At 69.6% G+C, this 25040-nt stretch carries 23 protein-coding genes; 12 read left to right on the plus strand and 11 right to left on the minus strand.

Annotated features, from left to right (window positions below):
• Window positions 1-126 precede the first annotated feature (126 nt).
• Window positions 127-1113, plus strand: a complete 987-nt coding sequence (locus MKI84_RS11610) for an asparaginase (RefSeq protein ID WP_241619611.1) — start codon at window positions 127-129, stop codon at window positions 1111-1113.
• Window positions 1114-1119: 6 nt separating this feature from the next.
• Here MKI84_RS11610 and MKI84_RS11615 read toward each other — a convergent pair whose 3' ends face one another.
• From MKI84_RS11615 to rimP, 9 genes are all read right to left on the minus strand, one after another.
• Window positions 1120-1734, minus strand: coding sequence for a histidine phosphatase family protein (locus MKI84_RS11615; protein WP_241619612.1), 615 nt, complete (start codon window positions 1732-1734; stop codon window positions 1120-1122).
• 197 nt (window positions 1735-1931) lie between these two features.
• Entirely contained in the window at window positions 1932-4082 is a 2151-nt protein-coding gene (gene pnp / locus MKI84_RS11620; protein ID WP_241619613.1) for a polyribonucleotide nucleotidyltransferase, read from the minus strand.
• Between the two features lie 229 nt (window positions 4083-4311).
• A complete protein-coding gene (gene rpsO / locus MKI84_RS11625; RefSeq protein WP_241619614.1) occupies window positions 4312-4581 on the minus strand; it encodes a 30S ribosomal protein S15 in 270 nt (89 codons plus the stop codon).
• Between the two features lie 225 nt (window positions 4582-4806).
• Window positions 4807-5805 carry a tRNA pseudouridine(55) synthase TruB gene (gene truB / locus MKI84_RS11630; protein WP_241619615.1) on the minus strand — a complete coding sequence of 333 codons (999 nt, stop codon included), beginning with the start codon at window positions 5803-5805 and terminating at the stop codon, window positions 4807-4809.
• Complete coding sequence (rbfA, locus tag MKI84_RS11635; protein ID WP_241619617.1) at window positions 5802-6221, minus strand: 30S ribosome-binding factor RbfA; 420 nt, start codon at window positions 6219-6221, stop codon at window positions 5802-5804. The genes truB and rbfA overlap by 4 nt, the downstream gene beginning before the upstream one ends.
• A 138-nt stretch (window positions 6222-6359) precedes the next feature.
• Window positions 6360-9143, minus strand: a complete 2784-nt coding sequence (gene infB, locus MKI84_RS11640; RefSeq protein WP_241619618.1) for a translation initiation factor IF-2 — start codon at window positions 9141-9143, stop codon at window positions 6360-6362.
• Window positions 9144-9206: 63 nt separating this feature from the next.
• Complete coding sequence (locus tag MKI84_RS11645) at window positions 9207-9968, minus strand: RNA-binding protein (protein ID WP_241619619.1); 762 nt, start codon at window positions 9966-9968, stop codon at window positions 9207-9209.
• 30 nt (window positions 9969-9998) lie between these two features.
• Entirely contained in the window at window positions 9999-11609 is a 1611-nt protein-coding gene (gene nusA / locus MKI84_RS11650) for a transcription termination factor NusA (RefSeq protein WP_241619620.1), read from the minus strand.
• Window positions 11610-11611: 2 nt separating this feature from the next.
• Complete coding sequence (gene rimP / locus MKI84_RS11655; RefSeq protein WP_241619621.1) at window positions 11612-12427, minus strand: ribosome maturation factor RimP; 816 nt, start codon at window positions 12425-12427, stop codon at window positions 11612-11614.
• A gap of 218 nt (window positions 12428-12645) precedes the next feature.
• Here rimP and MKI84_RS11660 point away from each other — a divergent pair, with 218 nt between their 5' ends.
• Together MKI84_RS11660 and MKI84_RS11665 are read left to right on the plus strand one after the other, a co-directional pair.
• The gene (locus tag MKI84_RS11660; RefSeq protein WP_241619622.1) at window positions 12646-13527 is read left to right on the plus strand and encodes a 4-(cytidine 5'-diphospho)-2-C-methyl-D-erythritol kinase; all 882 of its coding nucleotides are present in this window, start codon (window positions 12646-12648) and stop codon (window positions 13525-13527) included.
• A gap of 12 nt (window positions 13528-13539) precedes the next feature.
• Window positions 13540-13863 (plus strand): YnfA family protein, encoded by a 324-nt coding sequence (locus MKI84_RS11665; protein ID WP_241619623.1) that lies wholly within the window; start codon window positions 13540-13542, stop codon window positions 13861-13863.
• An 8-nt stretch (window positions 13864-13871) separates the two neighbouring features.
• On the opposite strand, the gene MKI84_RS11670 is transcribed toward MKI84_RS11665, so the two are convergent.
• A complete protein-coding gene (locus MKI84_RS11670; RefSeq protein WP_241619624.1) occupies window positions 13872-14894 on the minus strand; it encodes a polyprenyl synthetase family protein in 1023 nt (340 codons plus the stop codon).
• A 200-nt stretch (window positions 14895-15094) separates the two neighbouring features.
• Here MKI84_RS11670 and MKI84_RS11675 point away from each other — a divergent pair, with 200 nt between their 5' ends.
• The 8 genes from MKI84_RS11675 to MKI84_RS11710 all read left to right on the plus strand — a co-directional run bounded on the left by MKI84_RS11675 (window position 15095) and on the right by MKI84_RS11710 (window position 23058).
• Window positions 15095-15319, plus strand: a complete 225-nt coding sequence (locus MKI84_RS11675) for a putative signal transducing protein (protein WP_241619625.1) — start codon at window positions 15095-15097, stop codon at window positions 15317-15319.
• A gap of 18 nt (window positions 15320-15337) precedes the next feature.
• Window positions 15338-16114, plus strand: coding sequence for a tRNA1(Val) (adenine(37)-N6)-methyltransferase (locus MKI84_RS11680; protein ID WP_241619627.1), 777 nt, complete (start codon window positions 15338-15340; stop codon window positions 16112-16114).
• A gap of 59 nt (window positions 16115-16173) precedes the next feature.
• Window positions 16174-17070, plus strand: coding sequence for a S49 family peptidase (locus MKI84_RS11685; RefSeq protein ID WP_241619628.1), 897 nt, complete (start codon window positions 16174-16176; stop codon window positions 17068-17070).
• 30 nt (window positions 17071-17100) lie between these two features.
• Window positions 17101-17295, plus strand: a complete 195-nt coding sequence (locus MKI84_RS11690; protein WP_241619629.1) for a hypothetical protein — start codon at window positions 17101-17103, stop codon at window positions 17293-17295.
• Between the two features lie 149 nt (window positions 17296-17444).
• Window positions 17445-18659, plus strand: a complete 1215-nt coding sequence (locus tag MKI84_RS11695) for an efflux RND transporter periplasmic adaptor subunit (protein ID WP_241619630.1) — start codon at window positions 17445-17447, stop codon at window positions 18657-18659.
• 12 nt (window positions 18660-18671) lie between these two features.
• Window positions 18672-20687, plus strand: a complete 2016-nt coding sequence (locus MKI84_RS11700) for a MacB family efflux pump subunit (RefSeq protein WP_241619631.1) — start codon at window positions 18672-18674, stop codon at window positions 20685-20687.
• A gap of 97 nt (window positions 20688-20784) precedes the next feature.
• Window positions 20785-22047, plus strand: a complete 1263-nt coding sequence (gene purD / locus MKI84_RS11705; protein ID WP_241619632.1) for a phosphoribosylamine--glycine ligase — start codon at window positions 20785-20787, stop codon at window positions 22045-22047.
• A gap of 87 nt (window positions 22048-22134) precedes the next feature.
• A complete protein-coding gene (locus MKI84_RS11710) occupies window positions 22135-23058 on the plus strand; it encodes a patatin-like phospholipase family protein (protein WP_241619633.1) in 924 nt (307 codons plus the stop codon).
• Here MKI84_RS11710 and MKI84_RS11715 read toward each other — a convergent pair whose 3' ends face one another.
• Window positions 23059-23487 (minus strand): nucleoside deaminase, encoded by a 429-nt coding sequence (locus tag MKI84_RS11715; RefSeq protein ID WP_241619659.1) that lies wholly within the window; start codon window positions 23485-23487, stop codon window positions 23059-23061.
• A 105-nt stretch (window positions 23488-23592) separates the two neighbouring features.
• On the opposite strand from MKI84_RS11715, the gene MKI84_RS11720 reads away from it, so the two are divergent.
• Window positions 23593-25040: pseudouridine synthase (locus MKI84_RS11720; RefSeq protein WP_241619635.1), on the plus strand; the 1448-nt coding region annotated here is incomplete at its 3' end.

Raw genomic sequence — 25040 nt, forward strand, 5'->3', positions numbered from 1 at the left:
CCTCCCCGCTTCCGTACGGCCCGTCAGGGCCGGGCAGGCAGCACAAGCCCCCCGTGATCATTGCCGCGTGACGCCATCGGGCGCCGGGGGCTATCTTCGGTGCGCCCTTCGTCAGGATTCGCCTCCATGCCCCTGCCCCGCCTGCTCATGCTGTCGCTCGGCGGCACCATCACCATGACCGCCTCGACCGGCGGCGGTATCGCGCCGACGCTCGGCGCCGAGGATCTGATAGCCGCCGTGCCCGGCCTTGGCACGGTGGCGCGGATCGAGGCGCGCTCCCCGCTGCGCCTGCCGAGCCCGTCGCTCTCCCTCAATCACATCGCGGCGGTGGCGAACGACATCCGGGCGGCCTTCGCCGCTGGCGTCGACGGCGCGGTGGTGATCCAGGGCACCGACACCATTGAGGAAACCGCCTTCGCGCTTGATCTGCTGGTGCGCGGCGAACAGCCGGTGGTGGTGACCGGCGCCATGCGCGGCCCGCAGTCGCCGGGCGCGGAGGGCCCCGCCAACCTGCTCGCCGCCGCCCTCGTCGCGGCCTCGCGCGAGGCGCGCGGGCTGGGTGCGCTCGCGGTGCTCAACGACGAGATCCACGCCGCGCGCTTCGTGCGCAAGGGCCACACCGCACTCACCTCCGCCTTCGTCTCCGACAATGGCGGCCCGCTGGGCATCGTCGCCGAAGGCCGGCCCCGGCTGTTTTCCCGCGTTGCCCCGCTCGACCTGCCGCCGCTGGGCAGTGACGACGCGCTGCCGGCGGTTGCGCTGGTCAAGATCGCCATGGGCGACGACGGAAGGCTGCTGCGCGCCGTGCCGCAGCTTGGCTTTAGCGGCGTCGTGATCGAGGGACTGGGCGCGGGCCATGTGCCGGCCGGCATGGCCGATCTGGTCGGCGAGATCACGGCAGCGATGCCGGTCGCGCTCGCCACGCGCACGCTGTCGGGCCCGGTCTTCACCGGCACCTATGGCTATGCCGGTTCGGAAATCGACCTCATCGGGCGCGGCGTCATGCCCACCGGCTTCCTTTCCCCGGTCAAGGCGCGGCTGCTGCTGACGCTGGCGCTGGCCGCCGGGCTGGAGCGCGAGGCGATCGCGGGTGCCTTCCGGGCGTTCGGCTGAGGCGGCTCAAGGCGCTGGCGTTACGTTCCAGCTGGAAATGACGCGCATATCGGGGTGACTCGGGTCGAAGCCGAGAATGCTGTAGGTCGCGGTGCCGAGCATGAAGTGCTGCGCCTCGATCAGCGGGAGTCCGGCCCAGCGGGTGACGAAGCTGCGCCCGAGATGGCCGTGCGAGAACAGGGCGACGGTCCCGCTCAGCAGGCTGAGTTTTCCGATCAGCCGGTCGACGCGGGCGGTCATGTCGGCGACCGATTCGCCCCCCGGGCAACCATCGCGAAAGACCTCCCATGCCGGCCAGTCCTTGCGGATGTCGACCGAGCGCCGACCCTCGAACTCGCCATAGTCCCATTCCGCCAGATCCGGCTCGGTCTCGATCGGCACGTTCATTCCGGCGAGCTCGGCGGTGCGCCGGGCGCGGATGCGCGGGCTGCACAGCACCCGGTCGAAGGTCACGGCGCCGAGCGGGGCGGCCAGCCGGCGCGCCTCCTCCTCGCCATGCGCGGTCAGCGGAATGTCGGTGCGTCCGGTGTGCTGGCCGGAGAGCGACCATTCGGTCTGGCCGTGGCGGATGAGGTAGAGGCGGAGGGGCGCGGAGCGGGCGGGCACGGGAGGCGTCGACATGGCGGGGATTCCATCGCGATGGTGGCGGCAGCCCCTGCGGGCGCCGTCGCGATGTTAGCCCTGTTCGCGCCCGCTCGGCCATGGGCCGTGCGGACAAACCGTCCCATGCCGGGGAGTGCGACGGGCACGGCCCCCCTGCCCGAAACGAAACGGGGCGCCCCAAGGCGCCCCGCTGGATGGATGCGATGTGTGACCGATCACTCGGCGACGGATTCGGCCTCGTCGCCCTTACGTGCTTCGAGGTCCTCGCCGGTGGCCTGGTCGACCACCTTCATGGACAGGCGGGTCTTGCCGCGCTCGTCGAAGCCGAGCAGCTTGACCTTGACCTTGTCGCCTTCCTTGACGACGTCGGACGGCTTGGCCACGCGCTCCTTGGCGAGCTGCGAGACATGCACGAGGCCGTCCTTGGCGCCGAAGAAGTTCACGAAGGCGCCGAAATCGACGACCTTGACCACGGTGCCCTCGTAGATCTGGCCGACTTCCGGCTCGGAAGCGATCGACTTGATCCAGTTGAGCGCGGCCTTGATCGACTCGCCGGACGCCGAGGCCACCTTCACGGTGCCGTCGTCCTCGATGTTGATCTTGGCGCCGGTCTTCTCGACGATCTCACGGATCACCTTGCCGCCGGAACCGATCACTTCGCGGATCTTGTCGACCGGGATCTGGATCACCTCGATGCGCGGAGCGTGCTCACCGAGTTCGGCGCGGGCGCCGGTCAGCGCCTTGCTCATCTCGCCGAGAATGTGATGACGGCCATCCTTCGCCTGGGCGAGGGCGACCTTCATGATCTCCTCGGTGATGCCGGCGATCTTGATGTCCATCTGCAGGGCGGTGACGCCCTTGTCGGTACCGGCCACCTTGAAGTCCATGTCGCCGAGGTGATCCTCGTCGCCGAGGATGTCGGTCAGCACGGCGAACTTCTCGCCTTCCAGGATCAGGCCCATGGCGATGCCCGCCACCGGACGGCGCAGCGGCACGCCGGCATCCATCAGCGCCAGCGAGGTGCCGCAGACGGTCGCCATCGACGAGGAGCCGTTGGATTCGAGAATCTCGGACACCGCGCGCAGCGTGTAGGGGAACTCGTGCGCGGGCGGCAGGATCGGGCGGATGGCGCGCCAAGCCAGCTTGCCATGGCCGATTTCGCGGCGGCCGGGCGAGCCCATGCGGCCGGTCTCACCCACCGAGAAGGGCGGGAAGTTGTAGTGCAGCAGGAAGCGCTCCTTGTAGGTGCCTTCCAGGCTGTCGATGAACTGCTCGTCCTCGCCGGTGCCCAGCGTCGCGACCACGAGGGCCTGCGTCTCGCCGCGGGTGAACAGCGCCGAGCCATGGGCGCGCGGCAGAACCGAGGCTTCCGCCACGATCGGGCGGACGGTCTTGGTGTCGCGGCCGTCGATGCGAACCCCCTCGTCGAGGATGGTCCAGCGGACGATCTTGGCCTCAAGCTCCTTGAGCACTTCGCCGAGAACCTGCGAGTCCGGCACATCCTTGCCTTCGGCGGCAAGGGCGGCGTAATGCGCCTTGGCCTTCGACTTGGCAGCGCCGACCGCGTCGTAGCGGTCCTGCTTGCGGGCGATCTTGTAGGCGGCGCGCAGCTCGTCCTCGATCAGGCCGCGCAGCTCGGTCTCGAGCGCGGAATGATCCGGCGCACTGAAGTCGCGCGGCTCCTTGGCGGCCTTCTCGGCGAGGCGGATGATCGCCTCGATCACCGGCTGGAAGTGGCGGTGGCCGAACATCACGGCGCCGAGCATCACTTCCTCGGGCAGTTCCTTGGCTTCCGATTCCACCATCAGCACGGCGTCGGCGGTGCCGGCGACCACGAGGTCGAGCGCGGATTCCTTGACCTCGTCGACGGTCGGGTTGAGCACGTACTCATTGTCGATGAAGCCGACGCGGGCGCCGCCGACCGGGCCCATGAACGGCACGCCCGACAAGGTGAGCGCGGCGGAGGCGGCGACCAGGGCCACCACGTCGGGATCGTTCTCGAGGTCGTGCGAGAGAACGGTCACCACGACCTGGGTGTCATTCTTGTAGCCGTCGGCGAAGAGCGGGCGAATCGGGCGGTCGATCAGGCGGGAGACCAGGGTCTCCTTTTCGCTCGGGCGGCCTTCGCGCTTGAAATAGCCACCGGGAATGCGGCCCGCGGCATAGGCCTTTTCCTGGTAGTTGACGGTCAGCGGGAAGAAGTCCTGGCCGGGCTTGGGCGCCTTGGCGGAAACGGCGGTGGCGAGCACGGTGGTGTCGCCATAGGTCGCGAGCACGGCGCCATCAGCCTGGCGCGCCATGCGGCCGGTCTCGAGGACGAGCGTGCGCCCACCCCAATCGAGTTCCTCGCGGTGAATATCGAACATGTCTGTCTCTGGCTTTCCGAAACGGATGCCATGGGCAAGACGGCGAGAGGCTCGCTGAAGGGGTGAGGGCGCGAGCCTCCGGCGATCCTGCCATGGCCGCCGCTTCTCATCGGACGCGGCGAGCCCCATGCCCGCCACTCGTATCATTTCGACGCCCCGGATTATCCGCCGGCGGCGGCGAAGCAGAAACGGGCGGGCCCGGCGCGACGCCGGACACCGCCCGCAAAAATCAGCGACGGATGCCCAGCCGCTGGATCAGGGCCTTGTAGCGGCCTTCCTCGGTCTTCTTGAGATAGTCGAGAAGGCCGCGGCGGGCGGAGACGAGCTTCAGCAGGCCGCGGCGGGAATGGTTGTCCTTGGCGTGGCTCTTGAAGTGCTCGGTCAGGTTCACGATACGCTCGGTGAGGATCGCGACCTGGACTTCCGCCGAGCCGGTGTCGCCCGGCTTGGTGGCGTATTCGGTGATGAGCGCCTGCTTGCGCTCCGCAGTGATCGACATCGGTCTTCCTTTCGATTGTCATGACGATAGAAGCGGCGGCGCACGTCGGCGATGAATCGCCCTGTCGCCGCCTTGTCCGCCGTTCGGCCGGGCCGGGATGTCGTCCAGCACGGTCGAAGCACTGCGGATCGCGCGGAGGTATGTCCGCAACGCGCCGGCACCATACACGAAAACGCCAGCGTGGCTAGCGCGATGTGCGGCGCGCGAGGGCGGTTGGCGCGGCCGTCACCGCCCGGAATGGAAAATCCGGCGCGGGTGGATTTCACCGGCTTCCGCCTCGCCGAGCGCGATCAGGCGGCCGCCGGCATTGATGGCGACGAAGCCTTCAAGCACCGGCGCGTCGCGCCCGCGCAGGATGATGCTCTGGCCATGAGCGAGGCGCGCGGCATCGGCCGGGGAGACCCGGAGCGCCGGCAGCGTGTCGAGCCCGACATCCACCGGCCGGAGCGCTTCCATCGGCGCGGCGTCGTCCATCGCCTCGGAGATTTCGCGCAGCCGCGCCAGCGGCACGAGATCGGCCTCCGCAAAGGTGCCGACGCAGGTGCGGCGCAGGGCGGCGATGTGGCCGCGCGTGCCGAGCAGGCGGCCGATATCGCGGGCGATCGAGCGCACATAGGTGCCCTTCCCGCATTCGGCCTCGAACACCGCATGGTCGGCATCGGGTTCGTCGATCAGCTCGATGCGGTGGATCACCACGGTGCGCGCCGCAAGTTCCACCACGATGCCGTCGCGGGCGAGGTCATAGGCGCGCTCGCCATTGATCTTCAGCGCCGAATAGGCCGGCGGGACCTGCTGGATCTCTCCGCGAAAACTTTCCAGCGCGTCGAGGATCGCCGCGCGGGACGGGCGCACGTCGGAGGTGGCGACCGACGCTCCCTCGCTGTCGTCGGTATCGGTCTCGATGCCCCAACGCACGGTGAAGCGGTAGATCTTGCGGCCGTCCATGACGAAGGGCACGGTCTTGGTGGCCTCGCCGAGCGCGATCGGCAGGCAGCCGGAAGCGAGCGGGTCGAGCGTGCCGGCATGGCCGGCTTTCTTGGCCGAGAACAGCCATTTCACCGCGCCGACCGCCTGTGTCGAGGTCATCCCGATAGGCTTGTCCAGCAGCACCCAGCCGTCAATGTCGCGCTTGGGGCGGCGCTTGCGGGCCGGCGCGTCCTTCACCGGCAGCGCCGGCGCATCGAGCGCCTCGGCGGAAAGCGGCGCGTTCACCGGGGCGTTCATTGGTCGTCTCCGTCGGTCTCGTTGTCGGTGCCGAGGTCGCGCTGCACGTCGGGCGAGCGCAGAAGCGCGTCAATCCGCGCGCCTTCCTCAAAGGAGGTATCCAGCCGAAACCGCAGTTCCGGGGTGTATTTCAGCTCGACGCGCCGGGAGATTTCGCCACGCAACGGCTTGGCATTGGCAGCCAGAGCGGCGATGGCCTCCTTCTCGCCCTTGCCGCCGAGCGGCATGACGTAGCAGGTGGCGATCTTGAGATCGGGGCTCATCCGCACCTCGGGCACGGTGATCAGCACGCGCGCCAGCGCGGGATCGGGAAGATCGCCGCGCGAGAGAATATCGGAGAGCGCATGGCGCACCAGTTCGCCCACGCGCAACTGGCGCTGGCTCGGGCCGGAACCCGAACCGGTCTTGTTCTTCATGATCGTTTACAAACCTTCAGGGCCCGCCCCGGACGGGGCACGGGCCGGCTTCGACCGGGACAGGCGGATTTGGACCGCCGATCCCCGCGGAATTTTTCGGGCGCCCGCTGCCGGGCGCCCGGGTCTAACAGGTGCAGATCACAGCGTGCGCTGCACCACCTCGACGCGGTAGCACTCGATGACGTCGCCGGCGCGCATGTCCTGGTAGTTCTCGAACGACATGCCGCACTCCTGGCCGGCATGCACCACGTTGACCGCATCCTTGAAGCGGTTGAGCGTGGCGAGCTTGCCTTCGTGGATCACCACGTTGTCGCGGATCAGGCGGACATGCTGGCCGCGCTCGACGATGCCGTCGGTGACCAGGCAGCCGGCGACCTTGCCGACCTTGGAGACCGCGAAGATCTCCTTGATCATGGCATTGCCGAGCATGGTCTCGCGGTTGACCGGCGCCAGCAGGCCACCCATCGCCGCCTTCACGTCATCCACGAGGTCGTAGATGATGTTGTAGTAGCGGATCTCGATGCCGGCACGCTCGGCCGCCTCGCGGGCTTCCTTGTTGGCGCGCACATTGAAGGCGATGATCGCGGCGCCGGCGGTCTCGGCCAGCGTCACGTCGCTCTCGTTCACGCCGCCCGCGCCGGAATGGATGATGCGGGCCTGCACCTCGTCGGTGCCGAGCTTCTCCAGCGAGGAGATGATCGCTTCCACCGAGCCGGAAACGTCGCCCTTGATGATCAGCGGGAATTCCTTGCGGCCCGCCGTCTTCGCCTGGCTCATCATCTGCTCCAGCGAGCCGCGGACGGTGGCGGAACGGGCCGCTGCCTTCTCGCGCTTCTGGTGCTGGCGATAGTCGGTGATCTCGCGGGCACGGGCCTCGCTCTCCACCACCGCAAGGCGGTCGCCCGCCTCCGGCGTGCCGTTGAAACCGAGCACTTCCACCGGGGTGGAGGGGCCGGCCTCGCCGAGCTGGGTGCCCTTGTCCGAAATAAGGGCGCGCACGCGGCCCCATTCGGCGCCGGCGACCACGATGTCGCTGACCCGGAGCGTGCCGCGCTGAACCAGCACGGTCGCGACCGGACCACGGCCACGGTCGAGCTTGGCTTCGATCACGGTGCCTTCGGCATCGCGCACCGGGTTCGCCTTGAGGTCGAGCAGTTCGGCCTGCAGGCTGATCAGTTCCAGCAGCTTGTCGAGATTGGTGTGGGCCTTGGCCGAGACTTCGACTTCCAGCGTGTCACCACCCAGGCTTTCGACCTGAACCTCGTACTGCAGCAGTTCGCTGCGCACGCGCTCGGGCTTGGCGTCCGGCTTGTCGATCTTGTTGATCGCCACGATCAGCGGCACCTTGGCGGCGCGGGCGTGATTGATGGCTTCCACAGTCTGGGGCATCACGCCGTCATCGGCCGCGACCACCAGCACCACGATGTCCGTCACCTTGGCGCCGCGGGCGCGCATGGCGGTGAACGCCGCATGGCCGGGCGTGTCGATGAAGGTGATCTTGCCGCCGAGCGGCGAGACGACCTGATAGGCGCCGATATGCTGGGTGATGCCGCCGGCCTCGCCGGAGACGACATTGGCCGAGCGCAGGGCGTCGAGCAGCGAGGTCTTGCCGTGGTCGACATGGCCCATGATCGTGACAACGGGCGGGCGCGAGACCAGCTCGTCCTCGGTGTCCGGCGTGTCGAACAGGCCTTCCTCGACGTCGGATTCGGCGACGCGGCGCACGGAATGGCCGAGTTCCTCGGCGATGAGCTGGGCGGTATCGGCGTCGATCACATCAGTGATCTTCACCATCTGGCCCTGCTTCATCAGCAGGCGGATCACGTCGACCGCGCGCTCGGCCATGCGGTTGGCGAGTTCCTGGATCGAGATGGTCTCCGGCACCGTCACTTCGCGGGAGATCTTTTCCTTGGCTTCCACCTGGCGGTGGCCGCTCATGCGCTGGGTGCGACGGCGGAAGGAGGCGACCGAACGCTGGCGCTCGTCCTCGCTCGACAGGGCGGTGACGACCGTCAGACGGCCGCGGCTCTTGTCCGGGCCGGCGGGGCGGGTCGGCTTCTGCGGCGGCGGAACGGGACGCGCGGGAGCGCCGCCGGGGCCGCGGCGGACCGGACGACGCTCGTCATCCTCCGCTTCCATCGCGGTCGGGCTGCGCGGGGTGGCCACGCGCGGAGCGCCAACGGCCGGGGCGGAGGTCGTGGTGGACTGCGGTGCGCGGGCGGACGGCGCAGCAGCGGCAGCGGGCGACGCCGCAGGCGCGGAGGCATTGTCCTCGCCGAAGCGCTTGCGCGCCTCCTGCTCGGACTTGCGCTTGGCTTCCTCCTCGAAGGCGCGGCGCGCGTCTTCCTCGCGCTTGCGGGCCTCGGCGGCCTCGCGCTCGGCCTTTTCGCGCACTTCGCGCTCGGCGCGGCGGCGGGCCTCTTCCTCGGCGATGCGGCGTTCCTCGACCTCGCGGACGCGCGCGTCCTGAAGGGCGGCGGTGCGGGCGCGGGCCTCTTCCTCGGTCAGCGAGCGCAGCACGACGCCACCCGGGCGCGAGCCCTGGGGAGCGGGCCGCGGCCCGGAAATGTTCGCGCCGGGCGCGGGCTGGGTGCGGCTCTGCACCGGCGGGCGCGCGGGCTGCGACGGGGCCGGACGCGCGGGCGCACCGGACGGACCGGCGGCGGGCCGGGCGGGAGCGGCGGGCTGTGCGGAAACCGGCGGCGCAGCGGGCGTGCTGGCGGCAGCGCTGGCCGGCGCCTCGGGCTTGTCACCCGGGCCGAGCACACGGCGCTTCACCTTCTCCACCACCACGGCCTTGGAGCGGCCATGGCTGAAGCTCTGACGGACGACGCCCTGCTCGACAGGCCTCTTGAGCGTCAGGGTCTTGCTCCCTTGGCCAACGCCCATCGTCTTCTCGCCGGGGTTCTTCGTATCGGTCATTCGGTTTCCGTTCCTCGACATCCACGCCCTGCGCGGGGATGCGTCATATCTGTGCACCAGCCTCTAACTGGCGCGCCAGGCCTCGAGCTTTCTTACACGCGAGAGAAACCCCGCGCTCGTCGGATGCGCGAGCAGCGCAGCATGTACCACATTTGCCCGCCCTAGCGCCAAGTCCAATTGCACTCCGGAGAGGCATTCTGTGACGGCAATCTGCCTGTTTGTTGCCTCACCGATGCGATTCGCCAGCGCATCGAGCTTGGCGGCGCCGTCGCGGGCCGCGTCGCTGGAGTGAACCAGCACCGCGACATCCCCGCTCTGGAGCGCCTCGTTCACGCGGGTCGTGCCGGTGATCACGCGCCCCGCCTTGTTGGCGATGCCGAGCGCACCCAGCGCGTCTTTCTCCAGCAGGCCTTCCACCAGCTCGGGCAGCGCCGCATCGGCCCGTCCCTTGCCCTTGAAGGCGCGCCCGAAGGCCTTTTTCTTCATCGCCTGCGCGAGAGCCCCGCGCGTGGCCGTAACCCAGGCTCCCCGCCCCGGCAGCCGCGCCCCGAGATCGGGCACCACGGTGCCATCAGGCGCAACCACGAAGCGGAGCATTCGCGCCACCGGCGTCACCTCGCGGGTGGCGAGGCACAGCCGGGACGGTTCACGACGGGCCGCCGCCGGTCCGTCGTCGGTCTCGTCGGCCAGATCGGCGGCGCCGTCGGCGGCCGTCGGCGCGAAGGCGGCGGCATCCGGTTCGACGGCGGACGGCGCCACGCTCCCGGCCAATGCCGGGGCGAGGTCATCGACCAAGCCGTTCTCGTCCGCCGCGCCGTCCTTCACCCTGCGCTCCCTTCACGAGACCCGCGCCGCTCAGGCGCCGGTCTCCGCGTCTTCTTCCGCCACGTCCTCGTCGGCCGGGCCGGCGAGATCATCCTCGGCGATCCAGCCCGCCTTGACGCGGGCCTGCATGATCAGCGCCTCGGCATCCTCGCGGGAGAGGCTGAAGCCTTCCAGCGCGCCGGCGATGCGGACGGTCTCGCCGTCCTTGCGCTCGGTCCAGCCGGTCAGGTCGTCGGTCGCGCAGCCGGCAAGGTCCTCGACGGTCTTGATGTCGTTCTCGCCGAACGCCACCAGCATGGCCGAGGTCACGCCCGGCACCTCGCGCAGCCCGTCCTCGACGCCCAGCGCGATGCGCCGTTCCTCGAAATCGGCCTCGACCTGGGCGAGATAGCCCAGAGCGCGGTTCTGCAATTCCTGCGCGGTGTCCTCGTCGAAGCCCTCGATGCCCGCGAGTTCGCCGATCGGCACATAGGCCAGTTCTTCCACCGTGGCGAAGCCCTCGGAGGCGAGGAGCTGGCCCATCATCTCGTCGAGATCGAGCGCCTCGGCGAACATCTTGGTGCGCTCGGCGAATTCCTTCTGCCGGCGCTCGCTTTCCTCGGCCTCGGTCATGATGTCGATGTCCCAGCCGGTGAGCTGGGAGGCGAGGCGCACATTCTGGCCGCGACGGCCGATCGCCAGACTTAGTTGGGCATCCGGGACCACGACTTCAATACGCTCGCGATCCTCGTCGAGCACGACCTTGACGACTTCCGCCGGGGCCAGCGCGTTGACGATGAAGGTCGCGACGTCCGGCGACCACGGGATGATGTCGATCTTCTCGCCCTGCAGCTCGTTCACCACGGCCTGCACGCGCGAGCCGCGCATGCCGACGCAGGCGCCGACCGGGTCGACCGAGGAATCGCGCGAGGTCACGGCGATCTTGGCGCGCGAGCCGGGGTCGCGGGCGACCGCCTTGATCTCGACGATGCCGTCGTAGATTTCCGGCACTTCCTGCGCGAACAGCTTGGCCATGAACTGGGGATGGGTGCGCGACAGGAAGATCTGCGGGCCGCGCGGCTCGCGGCGCACGTCATAGACATAGGCGCGGATGCGATCCGAGGTCTTGAAGATCTCGCGCGGCAGCAGCTCGTCGCGGCGCAGCGAGGCCTCGCCACGGCCGAGGTCGACGACCACATTGCCGTATTCCACGCGCTTGACCGCGCCGTTGACGATCTCGCCGATACGGTCCTTGTACTCGTCATACTGCCGGTCGCGCTCGGCCTCGCGCACCTTCTGCACGATGACCTGCTTGGCAGACTGCGCGGCGATGCGGCCGAAATCGAACGGCGGCAGCGTGTCCGCGATCGAATCGCCGATCTGCGCGGCCGGGTTCAGACGGCGCGCGCCGGTGAGGTCGATCTCGATGGCGGAATTCTCGACCTGCTCGACCACCAGCAGATGGCGCGCCAGCCGCAGTTCGCCGGTGCGCGGGTTGATCTCGGCATGGATGTCGGTCTCCGCGCCGTAGCGCGAGCGCGCCGCCTTGGCGATGGCGTCCTCCATGGCGGCGATGACGATCTGCCGGTCGATCGACTTCTCACGCGCGACCGCATCGGCGATCTGGAGAAGTTCGAGCCGGTTTGCGCTGACCACAGCCATTGTCAGGTCTCCTTCGCGTGGGATTTGCGTTTGGCGTTGGACTTCTTGGTCGGTTTCGCAGCGCCTTTGGGCTTCAGCATGGGGCCCTTGCGGACCGGCATCTTCTTGGGCGGAATGACCCGGACAGCGATGCTCTCGCCCTCGCTCTCCGGCTCACCGCCGAAATCGGCCGCATCGAAATCGGCCTCGTCGATCTCGTCTTCCTCGATGCCCGCGCCTTCGCGCAGCGCCTTGTCGCGCCGCAGGGCCTCGCGGATCAGATCGTCGGTCAGCACAAGGCGCGCATCGCCGATATCGACGATCGGCAGATGATGCGTGTCCGGCGCGCCGGCGGGCGCATCCGGCAGGCGAACGACCGCGTTGGCGCCCTCGACGCCGATGAGCTTGCCGCGGAAGCGCTTGCGCCCCTCATGCGGCACCGCCATCTCGATCTTCAGCTCATGCCCGGCCCAGCGCTGGAAATCGGAGAGCCGCACCAGCGGCCGATCGATGCCCGGGGAGGACATTTCGAGGTTGTAGGCGCCGGAGATCGGGTCCTCGACATCGAGCACCGGCGAGATGGCGCGGCTGGCCGCCTCGCACTCGTCGATGCCGAACGAACCGTCCGGACGCTCGGCCATGATCTGCAGCGTGAGGTGCTCGCCGCCGGAGATCTTCGCCCGCACCAGGCGGAAGCCCAGCCCTTCGAGCACCGGACCCACAATGGCGGCGACACGAGCGGCGGGCCCGCTCTCGGTGACGAGGCGGGGCTCGTTCAGCGCGGGCGCGTCGGTCGCGGCGGCGCTCTCGTTCAGGTCGTCGGTCTGATGTTCGCTCATTGTCCTCGCCGGACGGCTGAACGGGCTCAATGCAAAAAGAGCGGGTCCCGGCGGCGGAACCCACTCTCAACCGACCGTTCAGTCGCTGTGAGATGTCTTTGATGGCGTGCTTATACGCCCAAAGCCGATCTGCGCGCAAGGGCGGGGTACGGGGGCAGAGCACGAGGCAGACGGGCGCCCCTCTTGTCGCCCGGTGCAGGCCCGCGCATAAGCGCCTCATGATCGCTCCCGCCGACACCGCCCCGCTTTCCGAGCGCGCGCCCGCCAAGATCAACCTGTCGCTGCGGGTCACCGGACGGCGGGCGGATGGCTATCACGATCTGGCGAGCCTGGTCGCCTTTGCCGGCACCGGCGACCGGCTGGCGCTGTTCCCGGGCGAGGCCCTCGGGCTCGACATGACCGGCCCGCGCGCCGGCGCGCTCGCGGCCGAGCCGGATAATCTGGTGCTGAAGGCCGCGCGGGAGCTGGCGGAGCGGGTGCCCGGCCTGGCCGCCGGCCGCTTCCGTCTCGACAAGCGTCTGCCCGTCGCCTCCGGCATTGGCGGCGGTTCGGCGGACGCGGCGGCCGGCCTGCGGCTGCTGGCGCGGCTCAACGGGATCGCGCGCGACGATCCCCGCCTGTTTGAAGCCGCCCTCGCCACCGGCTCCGATGTGCCGGTGTGTCTTTATTCCCGTGCCTGCGTGATGACCGGGCGGGGCGAGGGTCTTGCGCCGTTGACCCTGCCGCGCTTCGGAGCGGCGCTGGTCAATCCCGGGGTCGCGGTCGCGACCGCCGCCGTGTTCCGGGCGCTGGCGCTGCCGCCCGGCACCCGGCTCACTGATGCCGCGCGGCCGGGCGGTTTCGCGGACCGCCGCGCGGTGCTCGATTTTCTCGCGGGCGCGCCCAACGATCTCCAGCCGCCGGCCCATGCGCTGGTGCCCGTACTCGACACGGTGGAGGCCGCGCTGAGGGCGACGCCGGAGGTGCGTCTGGTGCGCATGTCCGGCTCGGGTGCGACCATGTTCGCCCTGTATGACGATTGCCGGGCAGCGGCGCGCGCGGCCAAGATGGTGGCCCGCCTTCACCCCGACTGGTGGGTCAAGTCCACCATCCTCGGCTGAAAGACCCACGGCATGCACACGCCCATCGTCTTCGCCCTCGCCGCGCTCACGGAGATCGCCGGCTGCTTCGCGTTCTGGGCGGTGGTGCGGCAGGGCGCGAGCGCGCTCTGGCTCGGGCCGGGCGTGGTCAGCCTGATCGCCTTCGCCGGGCTGCTGACGCTGGTGGAATCCGCCGCCGCCGGACGCGCCTTCGCGGCCTATGGCGGGGTCTATGTCGCGGCGTCGCTGGCCTGGCTGTGGGCGGTGGAAGGGTTCCGGCCGGATCGCTGGGACCTCGTGGGCGGGGCGGTGTGCCTCGCCGGGGCGGCGATCATCATCTTGGCGCCACGGGGCTGAACGGACGCTCAGCGCGCCCGCGCCACGCAGAAATCCACCACGTCGAGCAGCGCCCGCTTGGCCGGGCCGTCGGCGAACAGGCCGAGCGCGTCCTTGGCCATGGCGCCGTAGTGCCGGGCGCGGTCCACCGTGTCGGCCAGCGCGTCGTGGCGCGCCAGCAGCTTCATCGCGTGTTCGAGGTCGCCCTCGTTGATCTCGCCGGTTTCGAGGCAGCGCTTCCAGAAGGCCCGTTCCTCGTCATTGCCGCGCCGGAACGCCAGCACGATCGGCAGGGTGATCTTGCCCTCGCGGAAATCGTCGCCGACATTCTTGCCGAGCTTGGCGCGCGAGCCGCCATAATCCAGCGCGTCGTCGATGAGCTGGAAGGCGATACCGAGATTCATGCCATAGCTGCGGCAGGCCGACTGTTCGACCTTGGGCCGGCCGGCGATCACCGGGCCGACCTCGCAGGCGGCGGCGAACAGCTCGGCGGTCTTGCCGCGAATCACGGCGAGATACTCGTCCTCGCTGGTCGCGGTGTTCTTGGCGGCGGCGAGCTGGGCCACCTCGCCCTCGGCGATCACCACGGCCGCGGTGGAGAGAATATCGAGGGCGCGCATGTTGCCGACCTCGATCATCATGCGGAACGCCTGGCCCAGCAGGAAGTCGCCGACCAGCACGCTGGCCTCGTTGCCCCACAGCATGCGGGCGGCGAGCTTGCCACGGCGCATCTCGCTGTCGTCGACCACATCGTCGTGCAGCAGGGTGGCGGTGTGCATGAACTCGACGGAGGCGGCCAGCTTGATATGGCCGTCGCCGGCATAGCCGGTGAGGTCGGCCGTGGCGAGGGTCAGGATCGGGCGCAGCCGCTTGCCGCCGGAGGAGATGAGGTGCTGGGCGACCTCGGGGATCATCGTCACCTCCGAACCCGTGCGCGACAGGATGAGCGCGTTCACCCGCTCCATGTCGGCGCGCACGAGGGTGAGGATGCCCTCCAGCGACGGCTCGGCATCGATCTCGGCAGCGGGGTCGAACGGAAGGACGACGGCCACGGGCGATTTCCTTCAAATGAACGCGTCAGGCGACGTAAGGGAACGGCGGACGAAACGCCGGAGGCGGCGTGCCGAAGCCTTCTCATAGCCCACTCGCAGGACAAGCGAAAGTTGACCCGGGAACGAGGCTGCCGTCGAAGCCGCGCCGGGTGCCTCGGGGACGGCTTGCCCTTGCGGCCGGTTCCTGCGCCAATGCCGCGATGCGTCCCCTTGTCCTGACCAATGATCTGATTCTGCTCAACGCCATCGAGGCGCTGCTCACCAGTGCCGGCATCGGCCATGTCGTGCTGGACCAGCACATGAGCGCGCTGGAAGGCTCGATCGGCCTGCTGCCGCGCCGGCTGCTGGTGGAGGAGGAGCGCTATCGGGCGGCGCGGGCGCTGTTGTCGGAGGCCGGCTTCGGCCATGCCCTCGCTGTCGAGTGATCCCGCGGAGCCGCGCCCGTGAGCCTGCCGACATCACCGGAAGAGACCACGGACGACGCCCTGCTCGGCGGAAGGCTGCGGCTGCTCCAGCCTGCGCGCGGGCACCGCGCGGGGCATGACGCGCTATTGCTCGCCGCAACCGTGCCGACCGATGCCCGCCATGCCGTCGACCTCGGCGCCGGGGTCGGCGCGGCGGGACTGTCGGTCGCCATCCGCCTGCCGGAGGCGCGGGTGACGCTGGTCGAGATCGACCTCGCCACCGCCGCGCTCGCCACGCGCAACGCCGCCCGGCAGACACCGGACATGAGCGCGCGCATCACGGTGGTCACCGCCGATATCGCGACGCTCGCCCGTCCGTCCGGCCCCGACCTGCCGGCGGCGCGCGCGGCCGATGTCGTGCTGGCCAACCCGCCCTTCAACGATCCCGCCCGCCACCGCGTCTCCCCGCTCGACGAGAAGGCGCGCGCCCACGCCATTCCCGATGCCGGTATGGAGGCGTGGATCAAGGCCGCCGAGCGGCTGCTGGAGGCGGGAGGCCGGCTGCGCCTCATTCACCGCCCGGAGGCGCTGGAGGCGCTGCTGGAGGCGCTGCGGGGGCGTTTCGGTGCCGTATCGATCCTTCCGGTGCATCCCACGGCGCAGGCCCCGGCGATCCGGCTGCTGGTCGGGGCGATCAAGGGGCGACGCACCCCCCCCCGGCTTCTGCCCGGCCTCGTGCTGGCCGGCGCGGATGGCCGGCCTTCACCTGAGACCGAACGCCTGTTGCGGGCCGGCGAAGGGGTGGCGCTGGAATAAGTTGCCGTTCGGGTACGCCCTCGCTTGAGAGAATCCCCGCGCAGCCCTATCTCTCTGCCATGGCAAACAACAGCTTCCTCGACACGCTCCGCCGCCGGCTCCGCCCCATTCTGCCCGCGCGGTTGCGCGGTGATAACGCGATCGTGCCGGTGGTGCGCCTGCACGGCGCCATCGGCATGAATGCGCCGCTGCGCCCCGGCCTCACCTTCGCCGGCATCGCCAAGGCGCTCGACCGCGCCTTCGCGGTCAAGGGTGCCAAGGCGGTGGCGCTGGTGATCAATTCGCCGGGCGGCTCGCCGGTACAGTCCCACCTCATCTATCGTCGCATCCGGCTGCTGGCGCAGGAGAAGGGGATCCCGGTCATCGCCTTCGTGGAGGATGTCGCGGCCTCGGGCGGCTACATGCTGGCCTGCGCGGCGGACGAGGTGGTCGCCGACACCTTCTCGGTCGTCGGCTCGATCGGCGTGGTCAGCGCCGGCTTCGGCTTCGACCGCGCCATTGGCAAGCTCGGCATTGACCGGCGCGTCTACACCGCCGGCGTGAGCAAGGTGATCCTCGACCCGTTCCAGCCGGAAAAGGCCGAGGATGTCGAGCGGCTGAAGGCGCTGCAAAAGGATGTGCATGACGGCTTCATCGCCCTGGTGAAGGAGCGGCGCGGCGATGTCCTGTCGAGCCCTGATGACGCCCTATTTTCCGGCGAGTTCTGGGTGGCGCCGCAGGCGCTGGAACTCGGGCTGATCGATGCCATCGGCGATCTGCGCTCCTTCCTCAAGGCGCGCTATGGCGAGAAGGTCGTGACACCGCTCATCCAGTCCAGCGGCGGCCTGTTCGGCCGGCGCACGCCGGGCGTATCCACGGCGGCCCTGCCGGAGGCCGCCGCCATCGGCGCCGGCTTCGCCGAGCAGATGCTGGGCGCGGCGGAAGAGCGCGCGATGTGGAGCCGTTTCGGGCTGTGAACGCGTGGGAATGACAGCGGGGGAGACACCATGCCGCCTGTGTTCGTTCTGGCGATCGGCGCGATCGGCGCCGCTGCGCTGGTCAAGCTGCTGGCCAAGGAATCGCGCCGCGTAAACCAGGAACTGGACGCCACGCGTCGCGACCTCGATGCCCGCGCGCCGGAACCCAGCCGCACCCTGCGCCGCGACCCGGCCACCGGCGATTATCGCCCGCTCGACCATTGAGCCGCCGACCGTTCCTTGGAAGTTCTATAGACTAGACGCACGACAATTGCGGTTTTCCATAGGCTTTGCCTATCATTACCGCGAATTCACTTTGTGCGCCGCAGCTTGAGCCTTATCCCTTGTAATGGAACGGGATAGGCGAGAACGCGATGTTGCAGAGGTCCGAAACCAGCCGGGACAGTCAGGCCAGCGGCGAGGCGCATGTGGTGCGGCGCCGCAAGCGTCGCGGCTGGCCGCTCGTGCTCGGCGCGCTCGTTCTCGCGGGCGGCGCGGGCGGCTATTACTACTACGCCCGGCAGGAAGCCGCGGCCACGGCGCAGCCCGCCCTGCAGACCACGCCGGTTACGCTCGGCGACATCGAGACCAGCGTCACCGCCATCGCCAAGATGCAGCCCAAGACCTATGTCGATGTCGGCACGCAGGTGTCCGGCCAGCTCCGCACCATCATTCCCGATGTCGGCGCGCTGGTGAAGAAGGACGATCTGCTCGCCGAGATCGACCCCACGGTCTACCAGACCCGCGTCGCCGGCGACCGCGCCAGCCTCGACAATCTGCGCGCCCAGCTCGCGCAGGCGCAGGCCCAGCTCGTGCTGGACAGGCTGCGCGAGGAGCGCGCGCAGGAACTGCTGGCCAAGCAGAGCGGCAGCAAGGACGCCGCCGACGCCGCCATCGCCACCGCCCGCATCAGCGAGGCCAAGATTGATGCGCTGAAAGCCCAGATCGCCCAGACCCAGGCGACGCTGGACGGCGACCTCGCCAATCTCGGCTACACCAAGATCTACGCCCCGATCGACGGCACCGTGGTCTCGATCACCGCGCGCGAGGGCGGCACGCTGAATGCCAACCAGTCCGCCCCCATCGTGCTGCGCATCGCCGACCTGCAGACCATGACCGTCACCGCGCAGGTGGCGGAGGGCGACATTCCCCGCATCAAGGTCGGCACGCCGGTCTATTTCTCCACGCTCGGCCTGCCGGACCGGCGCTGGAACGGCACGGTGCGCCAGATCGAGCCGACGCCCACGATCGTCAATGACGTGGTGCTCTACAACGTGCTGATCGACGTGCCCAATGACGACCTCACCCTGATGACCGACATGACGGCGCAGGTGTTCTTCCGCCTCGGCGAGGCGAAAAACGTGCCGCTGGTGCCGACGCCGGCCCTGCGCACGCGCCGCGACGGCACCCACAGCGTGCGCGTGATGACGCCCAAGGGGCCGGAGGAGCGCATGGTGAAGACCGGCCTGTCCAACCGCACGGTGACGCAGGTGGTCGAGGGCCTCGCCCCCGGCGATGTCGTGGTGACCGGCGCCAGCGCCCCGCGTCCCGCCGGGCAACAGCGCCCCGCCATGCCGCCGCGGCTCTAGGGGAACGCGCCGATGAACGTCATCGCCGGCCGCCCCGCCGACAGCGCGAGAATTGACCCGGCGCCGGCAGATGCCCCGCGCGGCGAGACCGGCCAGCCGATCATCGAGCTGGTCGACGTCAGCCGCATCTACCCGAACGGCGAGACCGTGGTGCGGGCGCTGGACCGCGTTTCGCTCGCCATCCATCCCGGCGAGTTCATCGCCATCATGGGCCAGTCCGGCTCCGGCAAGTCGACGCTGATGAACATTGTCGGCTGTCTCGACCGCGCCTCGTCGGGCAGCTATCGCGTGGCCGGCGTCGATGTCGAGGAGCTGGACGCGGACGCGCTGGCGGGGCTGCGCTGCTCCACCTTCGGCTTCGTGTTCCAGCGCTACAACCTGCTGCCGACGCTCACCGCCGCCGAGAATGTCGAGATCCCCGCCATCTATGCCGGCATGCCGCAGGACGAGCGCGCGGAGCGCGCGACGCAACTCCTGGCCCGGCTCGGCCTCGGCGACCGCACCGAGCACCGGCCGAGCCAGCTTTCCGGCGGCCAGCAGCAGCGCGTCTCCATCGCCCGCGCCCTGATGAACCGCGCGCCGGTGATCCTCGCCGACGAGCCCACCGGCGCGCTGGATTCGCGCTCCGGCGAGGATGTGCTGGCGCTGCTCACCGAGCTGAACGCGGAAGGCCACACCGTCATCCTCATCACCCATGATGCCGATGTCGCCGCCCATGCCCGGCGCATCGTGCGCTTCCAGGACGGGCGCATCGTCTCGGACGAACGCCGGGAAACCGACCCGGACCGGGCGCCGCTGCCGGCACATGGCACTCCCCGGCGCGGCCGCTTCGCCCGCTTCGTGCCGGACCTCGCGGAGGCCGTGCGCATGGCCTTCTCCTCGATGTATGCGAACATCTTCCGCACCGCGCTGACACTGCTCGGCATCGTCATCGGCGTCGCTTCGGTCATCACCATGCTGGCGGTCGGCGACGGCGGAAAGGCGAGCGTGCTGGAGCGCATCTCGCAGATGGGCACCAACCTGCTGATCGTGCGCCCCGGCGCGGCCGGCATCCGCTCCTCCGGCGACAATGCCACGCTGCTGCCGGAGGATTCCGACGCGCTGGGCGCCGTGCCGGGCCTCAGCGCCGTCGCGCCCGAGCGCTCGGGCCGCGCCACGCTGCGCTTCGGCTCGCAGGACTATTACACCCAGGTGGTCGGCACCAATGCCGATTATCTCGGCGCCCGCGACTGGCCGATCGCCCGCGGGGTGATGTTCACCGGCGAAGACGTGCGCACCTATGCGCCGGTCGTGGTGCTGGGCCAGACCGTGGTGAACAACCTGTTCAGCGGCGACGACCCGATCGGGCAGTACGTCCTGATCAAGAACGTGCCTTATGAGGTGATCGGCATCCTGTCTCCGCGCGGTGCGAACGCCTTCGGCCAGGACCAGGATGACACGGTGCTGATCCCGCTCTCCACCAGCTTCATGCGGGTGTTCGGCCGGCGCTTCCTCGGCTCGATCACCGTGAAGGTGGAGAATGCCGACGATATTCCCACCGCTGAGGCCGCCATCACCCGCATCATCACCGAGCGGCACCAGACCGAGGATTTCCAGGTGCGCAACACCTCGCAATTCCTGGAGACCGCCATGGCGACGCAGGACACGCTGACGCTGGTGCTGGGCTGCGTCGCCGCCATCTCGCTGCTGGTGGCCGGTATCGGCGTGATGAACATCATGCTGGTGAGCGTGACCGAGCGCACCCGCGAGATCGGCATCCGCATGGCCACCGGGGCGCGCATGAGCAACATCATGCTGCAGTTCAACACCGAGGCGCTGGTGGTGTGCGGCGTCGGCGGCGCGGTGGGCGTCGCGCTCGGCATCGGTGCCGCGCTGGGGCTGGAGGCGATGGGGGCGAATATCCTGCTCTCGCTGATGCCGCCGCTGCTCGCCTTCGGCTGCGCCTTCCTCACCGGCCTCGTCTTCGGCTACCTGCCGGCCCGCAAGGCCGCCGGCATGGACCCGGTGACGGCGCTCGCCTACGAGTAGCCGGGCCGCGCCCGCCGCGCGGCTTTCCCTCATGCCCCTTGCCCGTTCACGCCCGAACGTTTAGGCCGAACGCGGATGATGCAAGGAGATGCAGGCGATGAACGTTCTTCTGCTGGGCTCGGGCGGCCGCGAGCATGCGCTCGCCTGGAAGCTGGCTCAGAGCCCGCTGATGGAGACCTTCATCGCCGTGCCCGGCAATCCCGGCATCGCGGAATTCGCCCGCTGCATCGACACCATCCCGCTGACCGATCATGACGCCCTCGTCACGCTGTGCGGGGCGGAAGGCATCGACCTGGTGGTCGTCGGCCCGGAAGCGCCGCTGGTCGATGGGCTCGCGGACCGGCTGATCGCCGAGGGGATCGCCGTGTTCGGCCCGCGCCGCGTCGCCGCCCAGCTCGAAGGCTCGAAGCTGTTCACCAAGGAACTGTGCAAGTCGCACGACATTCCCACCGCCGCCTTCGGCCGGTTCTCCGATGCCGAAGCCGCCCGCGCCTTCGTGCGCCGCCATGGCGCACCGATCGTGCTCAAGGCCGACGGGCTGATGGCCGGCAAGGGCGTGATCGTCGCCATGACCCTGGACGAGGCGCTGGCCGGCATCGACGAGGTGTTCGCCATGGGCGCCAGCGGCACGGAGATCCTGATCGAGGAATTCCTTGATGGCGAGGAGGTCAGCTTTTTCTGCCTGGTCGACGGCGAGACCGTGCTGCCCTTCGGCTCGGCACAGGACCACAAGCGCGCCTTCGACGGTGACCAGGGCCCCAATACCGGCGGCATGGGCGCCTATTCCCCCGCCCCGGTGTTCACCGCCGAGATGGAGCGCCGCACGCTCCACGAGATCGTCAAGCCGACCGCCCGCGCGCTCGCCGATGCCGACAGCGCCTATCGCGGCATCCTGTTCGCCGGGCTGATGATCACCGCCGACGGCCCCAAGCTGATCGAATACAATGTCCGCTTCGGCGATCCCGAATGCCAGGTGCTGATGCTGCGGCTCGACGGCGACCTGCTGCCGCTGCTCCACGCCACCGCGACCGGCCGGCTGGAGGACCACGACATCGCGCTCAAGCCCGAGGCCGCCATCACCGTGGTCATGGCCGCCAGGGGCTATCCGGGCCATTATGACAAGGGCTCGGTGATTTCCGGGCTGGAGGCCGCCGGGTCGATCCCGGGCGTGCATGTGTTCCATGCCGGCACCGCACGACGCGACGGCGCGATCGTCGCCAATGGCGGGCGTGTTCTCAATGTCACCGCCATCGGCTCCAATGTTGCCGAGGCCCGCGAACGCGCCTATGACGCGGTGGCGCGCCTCGACTGGCCCGAGGGCTTCTGCCGCAGCGATATCGCGTGGCGCGCGCTGGGCTGACGGCGCCTTCCGCCGGTATTCGACCATAAGGCGCGCACAGAAATGCCGCGTGAGCGTGGCAGGATGCCGGATATGGACGATCAGGCGATGACTCAGCGTGCACGGCACGGCGACAACCATGTTGCGGCAACGGCCTCCGGCGATCACGACGGTGGCCGGCATCCGGCCGAACCCGTGCCCCGCCCGCCCGGCGGGCCGACCATCGGCGTCGCGCTTGGCTCGGGCGGCGCGCGCGGGCTCTCGCATATTCTCGTGCTGGAAGCGCTGGACGAACTCGGCGTCCGCCCGGTGGCCATGTCCGGCACCTCGATCGGCGCGCTGGTCGGCGCGGCCTATTGCGCCGGCATGCCGGGCCGCGACATCCGGCATCTCGCGCTGAGCCTGCTGCGCAACCGCCGCGAGACGATGGGGCGCCTGCTCACCGCGCGGGTGGGACGCATCAAGGACCTGTTCGGCGGCCTCGGCAATCCGGTGCTGATCGACGCCGAGCGCTTCGTCGACGCCTTTTTGCCGGAGGTGGTGCCGCAGACCTTCGAGGAGCTGGGCATCCCGCTGCAAGTCGTGGCGACCGATTATTGGGGCCGCTGCGAGCGCATCCTCCACCATGGCGCGATCCGCCCGGCGGTCGGTGCCTCTCTGGCCATCCCCGGCCTGATCCGCCCGGTGACGCAGGGCGGGCACACGCTGGTCGACGGCGGGGCGGTCAACCCGCTGCCCTTCGACCTGTTGCGCAACAAGGCCGACATCGTGATCGCGGTCGACATCACCGGCGGGCACAATGGCGAGACGCGCGGCCTTCCCGGCCCGTTCGACGCCATGTTCGCGACGCTGCAGATCATGGCCTCGTCCATCGTGGCGGAAAAGCTGAAGGCCGGCGCGCCGGACGTGCTGATCCGGCCCAATGTCGATGCCTTCCGCGTGCTGGAATTCTTCCGCGCCACCGCCGTCCTCAAGGCCGCCGAGCCGGTAAAGGACGAGGTAAAGCGCCGGCTGGAGGCGGTGCTGGGGTGATCACCGCCGCCCCGCGAAAAATTCCCTCAGCAGGCCCGCCGCCTCGCTCTCGCGAAAGCCGCCATAGATGTCCGGCCGGTGATGGCAGGTGGCCTGCGCGAAAAAACGCACGCCGCTCTCCACCGCTCCGCCCTTGGGATCGGCCGCGCCGTAATAGACCCGGCGCAGCCGCGCCCAGGCGATGGCGCCCGCGCACATGGTGCAGGGCTCCAGCGTGACGTAGAGATCGCAATCGGAGAGCCGATCGGTGCCCAGCGCGGCTGCACCGGCGCGGATCACCAGCATCTCGGCATGGGCGGTGGGATCGGCCAGTTCGCGGGTGCGGTTGCCGTCGGCGGCGATGATCGCCCCGTGCCGGACCAGCACCGCGCCGATCGGGACCTCGCCACGGGAGGCGGCGTTTTCCGCCTCTTCCAGCGCCCGGCCCATGAAGTCCGGACGGCTTCCGGCAACGCTCGCTTGTGTTTGTTGCGTCAAGTGCTCGCCTCGTACCGCGGGACATGATAGCACCGCGACCCAAACCGGATTGACCCAATGCCGAAAAAAGCCCCGCCTCGCAAGGATCACAACAAGGTGCCGCGCGCCCCGCGCGAGATCACCGCTCTGGAACCGCGCGAGGCCGAGCGCGTCGCCAAGGTCATCGCCCGTGCCGGGCTCGGCTCGCGCCGCGAGATCGAGGAATGGATTCTCGCCGGCCGCGTGGCGGTGAATGGCGAGGTGCTCGAAAGCCCGGCCCGCACCGTGACCGCGCAGGACCTCATCGAGGTCGACGGCACGCCGATCCCGGCCAAGGAGCGCACGCGGCTGTTCCTCTACCACAAGCCCAAGGGCGTGGTGACCACCAATTTCGACCCCGAGGGCCGCGCCACCCTGTTCGAGATCCTGCCGCAGGGGCTGCCGCGGCTGGTCTCGGTCGGCCGGCTGGACCTCAACACCGAAGGGCTGATCCTCCTCACCAATGATGGCGGGCTCTCGCGCCTGCTGGAGCTGCCGGAAACCGGCTGGCTGCGCCGCTACCGCGTGCGCGCCAAGGGCGAGATCACCCAGGACAAGCTCGACGCCCTCATCAAGGGCGTGACGGTCGACGGCGTGCATTACGGGCCGATCGAGGCCGCGCTCGACCGCGTGCAGGGTGCCAATGTGTGGCTGACGCTGGCGCTGCGCGAGGGCAAGAACCGCGAAGTCCGCAATGTGCTGGGCTCGCTTGGGCTCGACGTGAACCGCCTGATCCGCCTGTCCTACGGCCCGTTCCAGCTCGGCGAAATCGCGCAGGGCGCGGTCGAGGAAGTGCGCACCCGCGTGCTCGCCGACCAGCTCGGCCCCGAGCTTTCCGCTGCCGCCGGCGCGGATTTCGACGGCCCGGTGTTCGACCACGCCGTCCCCGAGGAAGAGGCGCCCGCGCGTGCCGCCAAGCCGGCTGGCAAGGCCGGCGCCAAGGGCCCGCGCTACGCCAAGCCGGAAGGCGGGGAGGACCGCCACCGCCGCCGGCCGATCGACCTTGAGGAAAGCGCCGATCGCAGCGTGACGTCCGGCCTTGTCGCCGATCGCAAGGGCCGCAAGGTGCTGGTGCAGCGCGTGCGCTCCACCGAGACCGCCTCGGAGGAGGAGCGCCCGGCTCGTCCGCTCCGCGAACGCGAGCGCCGCGAAGGCGAACGCGAGGCCAAGCGTGCCCGCCCTGTGCGCGAGCCCCGGCCGGGCGGCGGCACAAGCACCTTCCGCAAGCGCCCGGAGGGAGATCGCCCCCCGCGTCGCGACCGCCCCGAGGGCGAGCGTTCGGAGCGCCCGTTCCGTGAGCGCACCCCGCGTCCCGAAGGTGAGCGTGCCGAGCGTCCGTTCCGCTCCCGCCCCGATGGCGAGCGCGGTTTTCGTCCCCGCACGGACAGCGAGCGGCCCCCGCGTCGCGAACGCCCCGAGGGCGAGCGTTCGGAGCGCCCGTTCCGTGAGCGCACCCCGCGTCCCGAAGGTGAGCGTGCCGAGCGTCC

It is taken from the genome of Ancylobacter gelatini, assembly GCF_022601675.1.
Taxonomy (GTDB): Bacteria; Pseudomonadota; Alphaproteobacteria; order Rhizobiales; family Xanthobacteraceae; genus Ancylobacter; species Ancylobacter gelatini.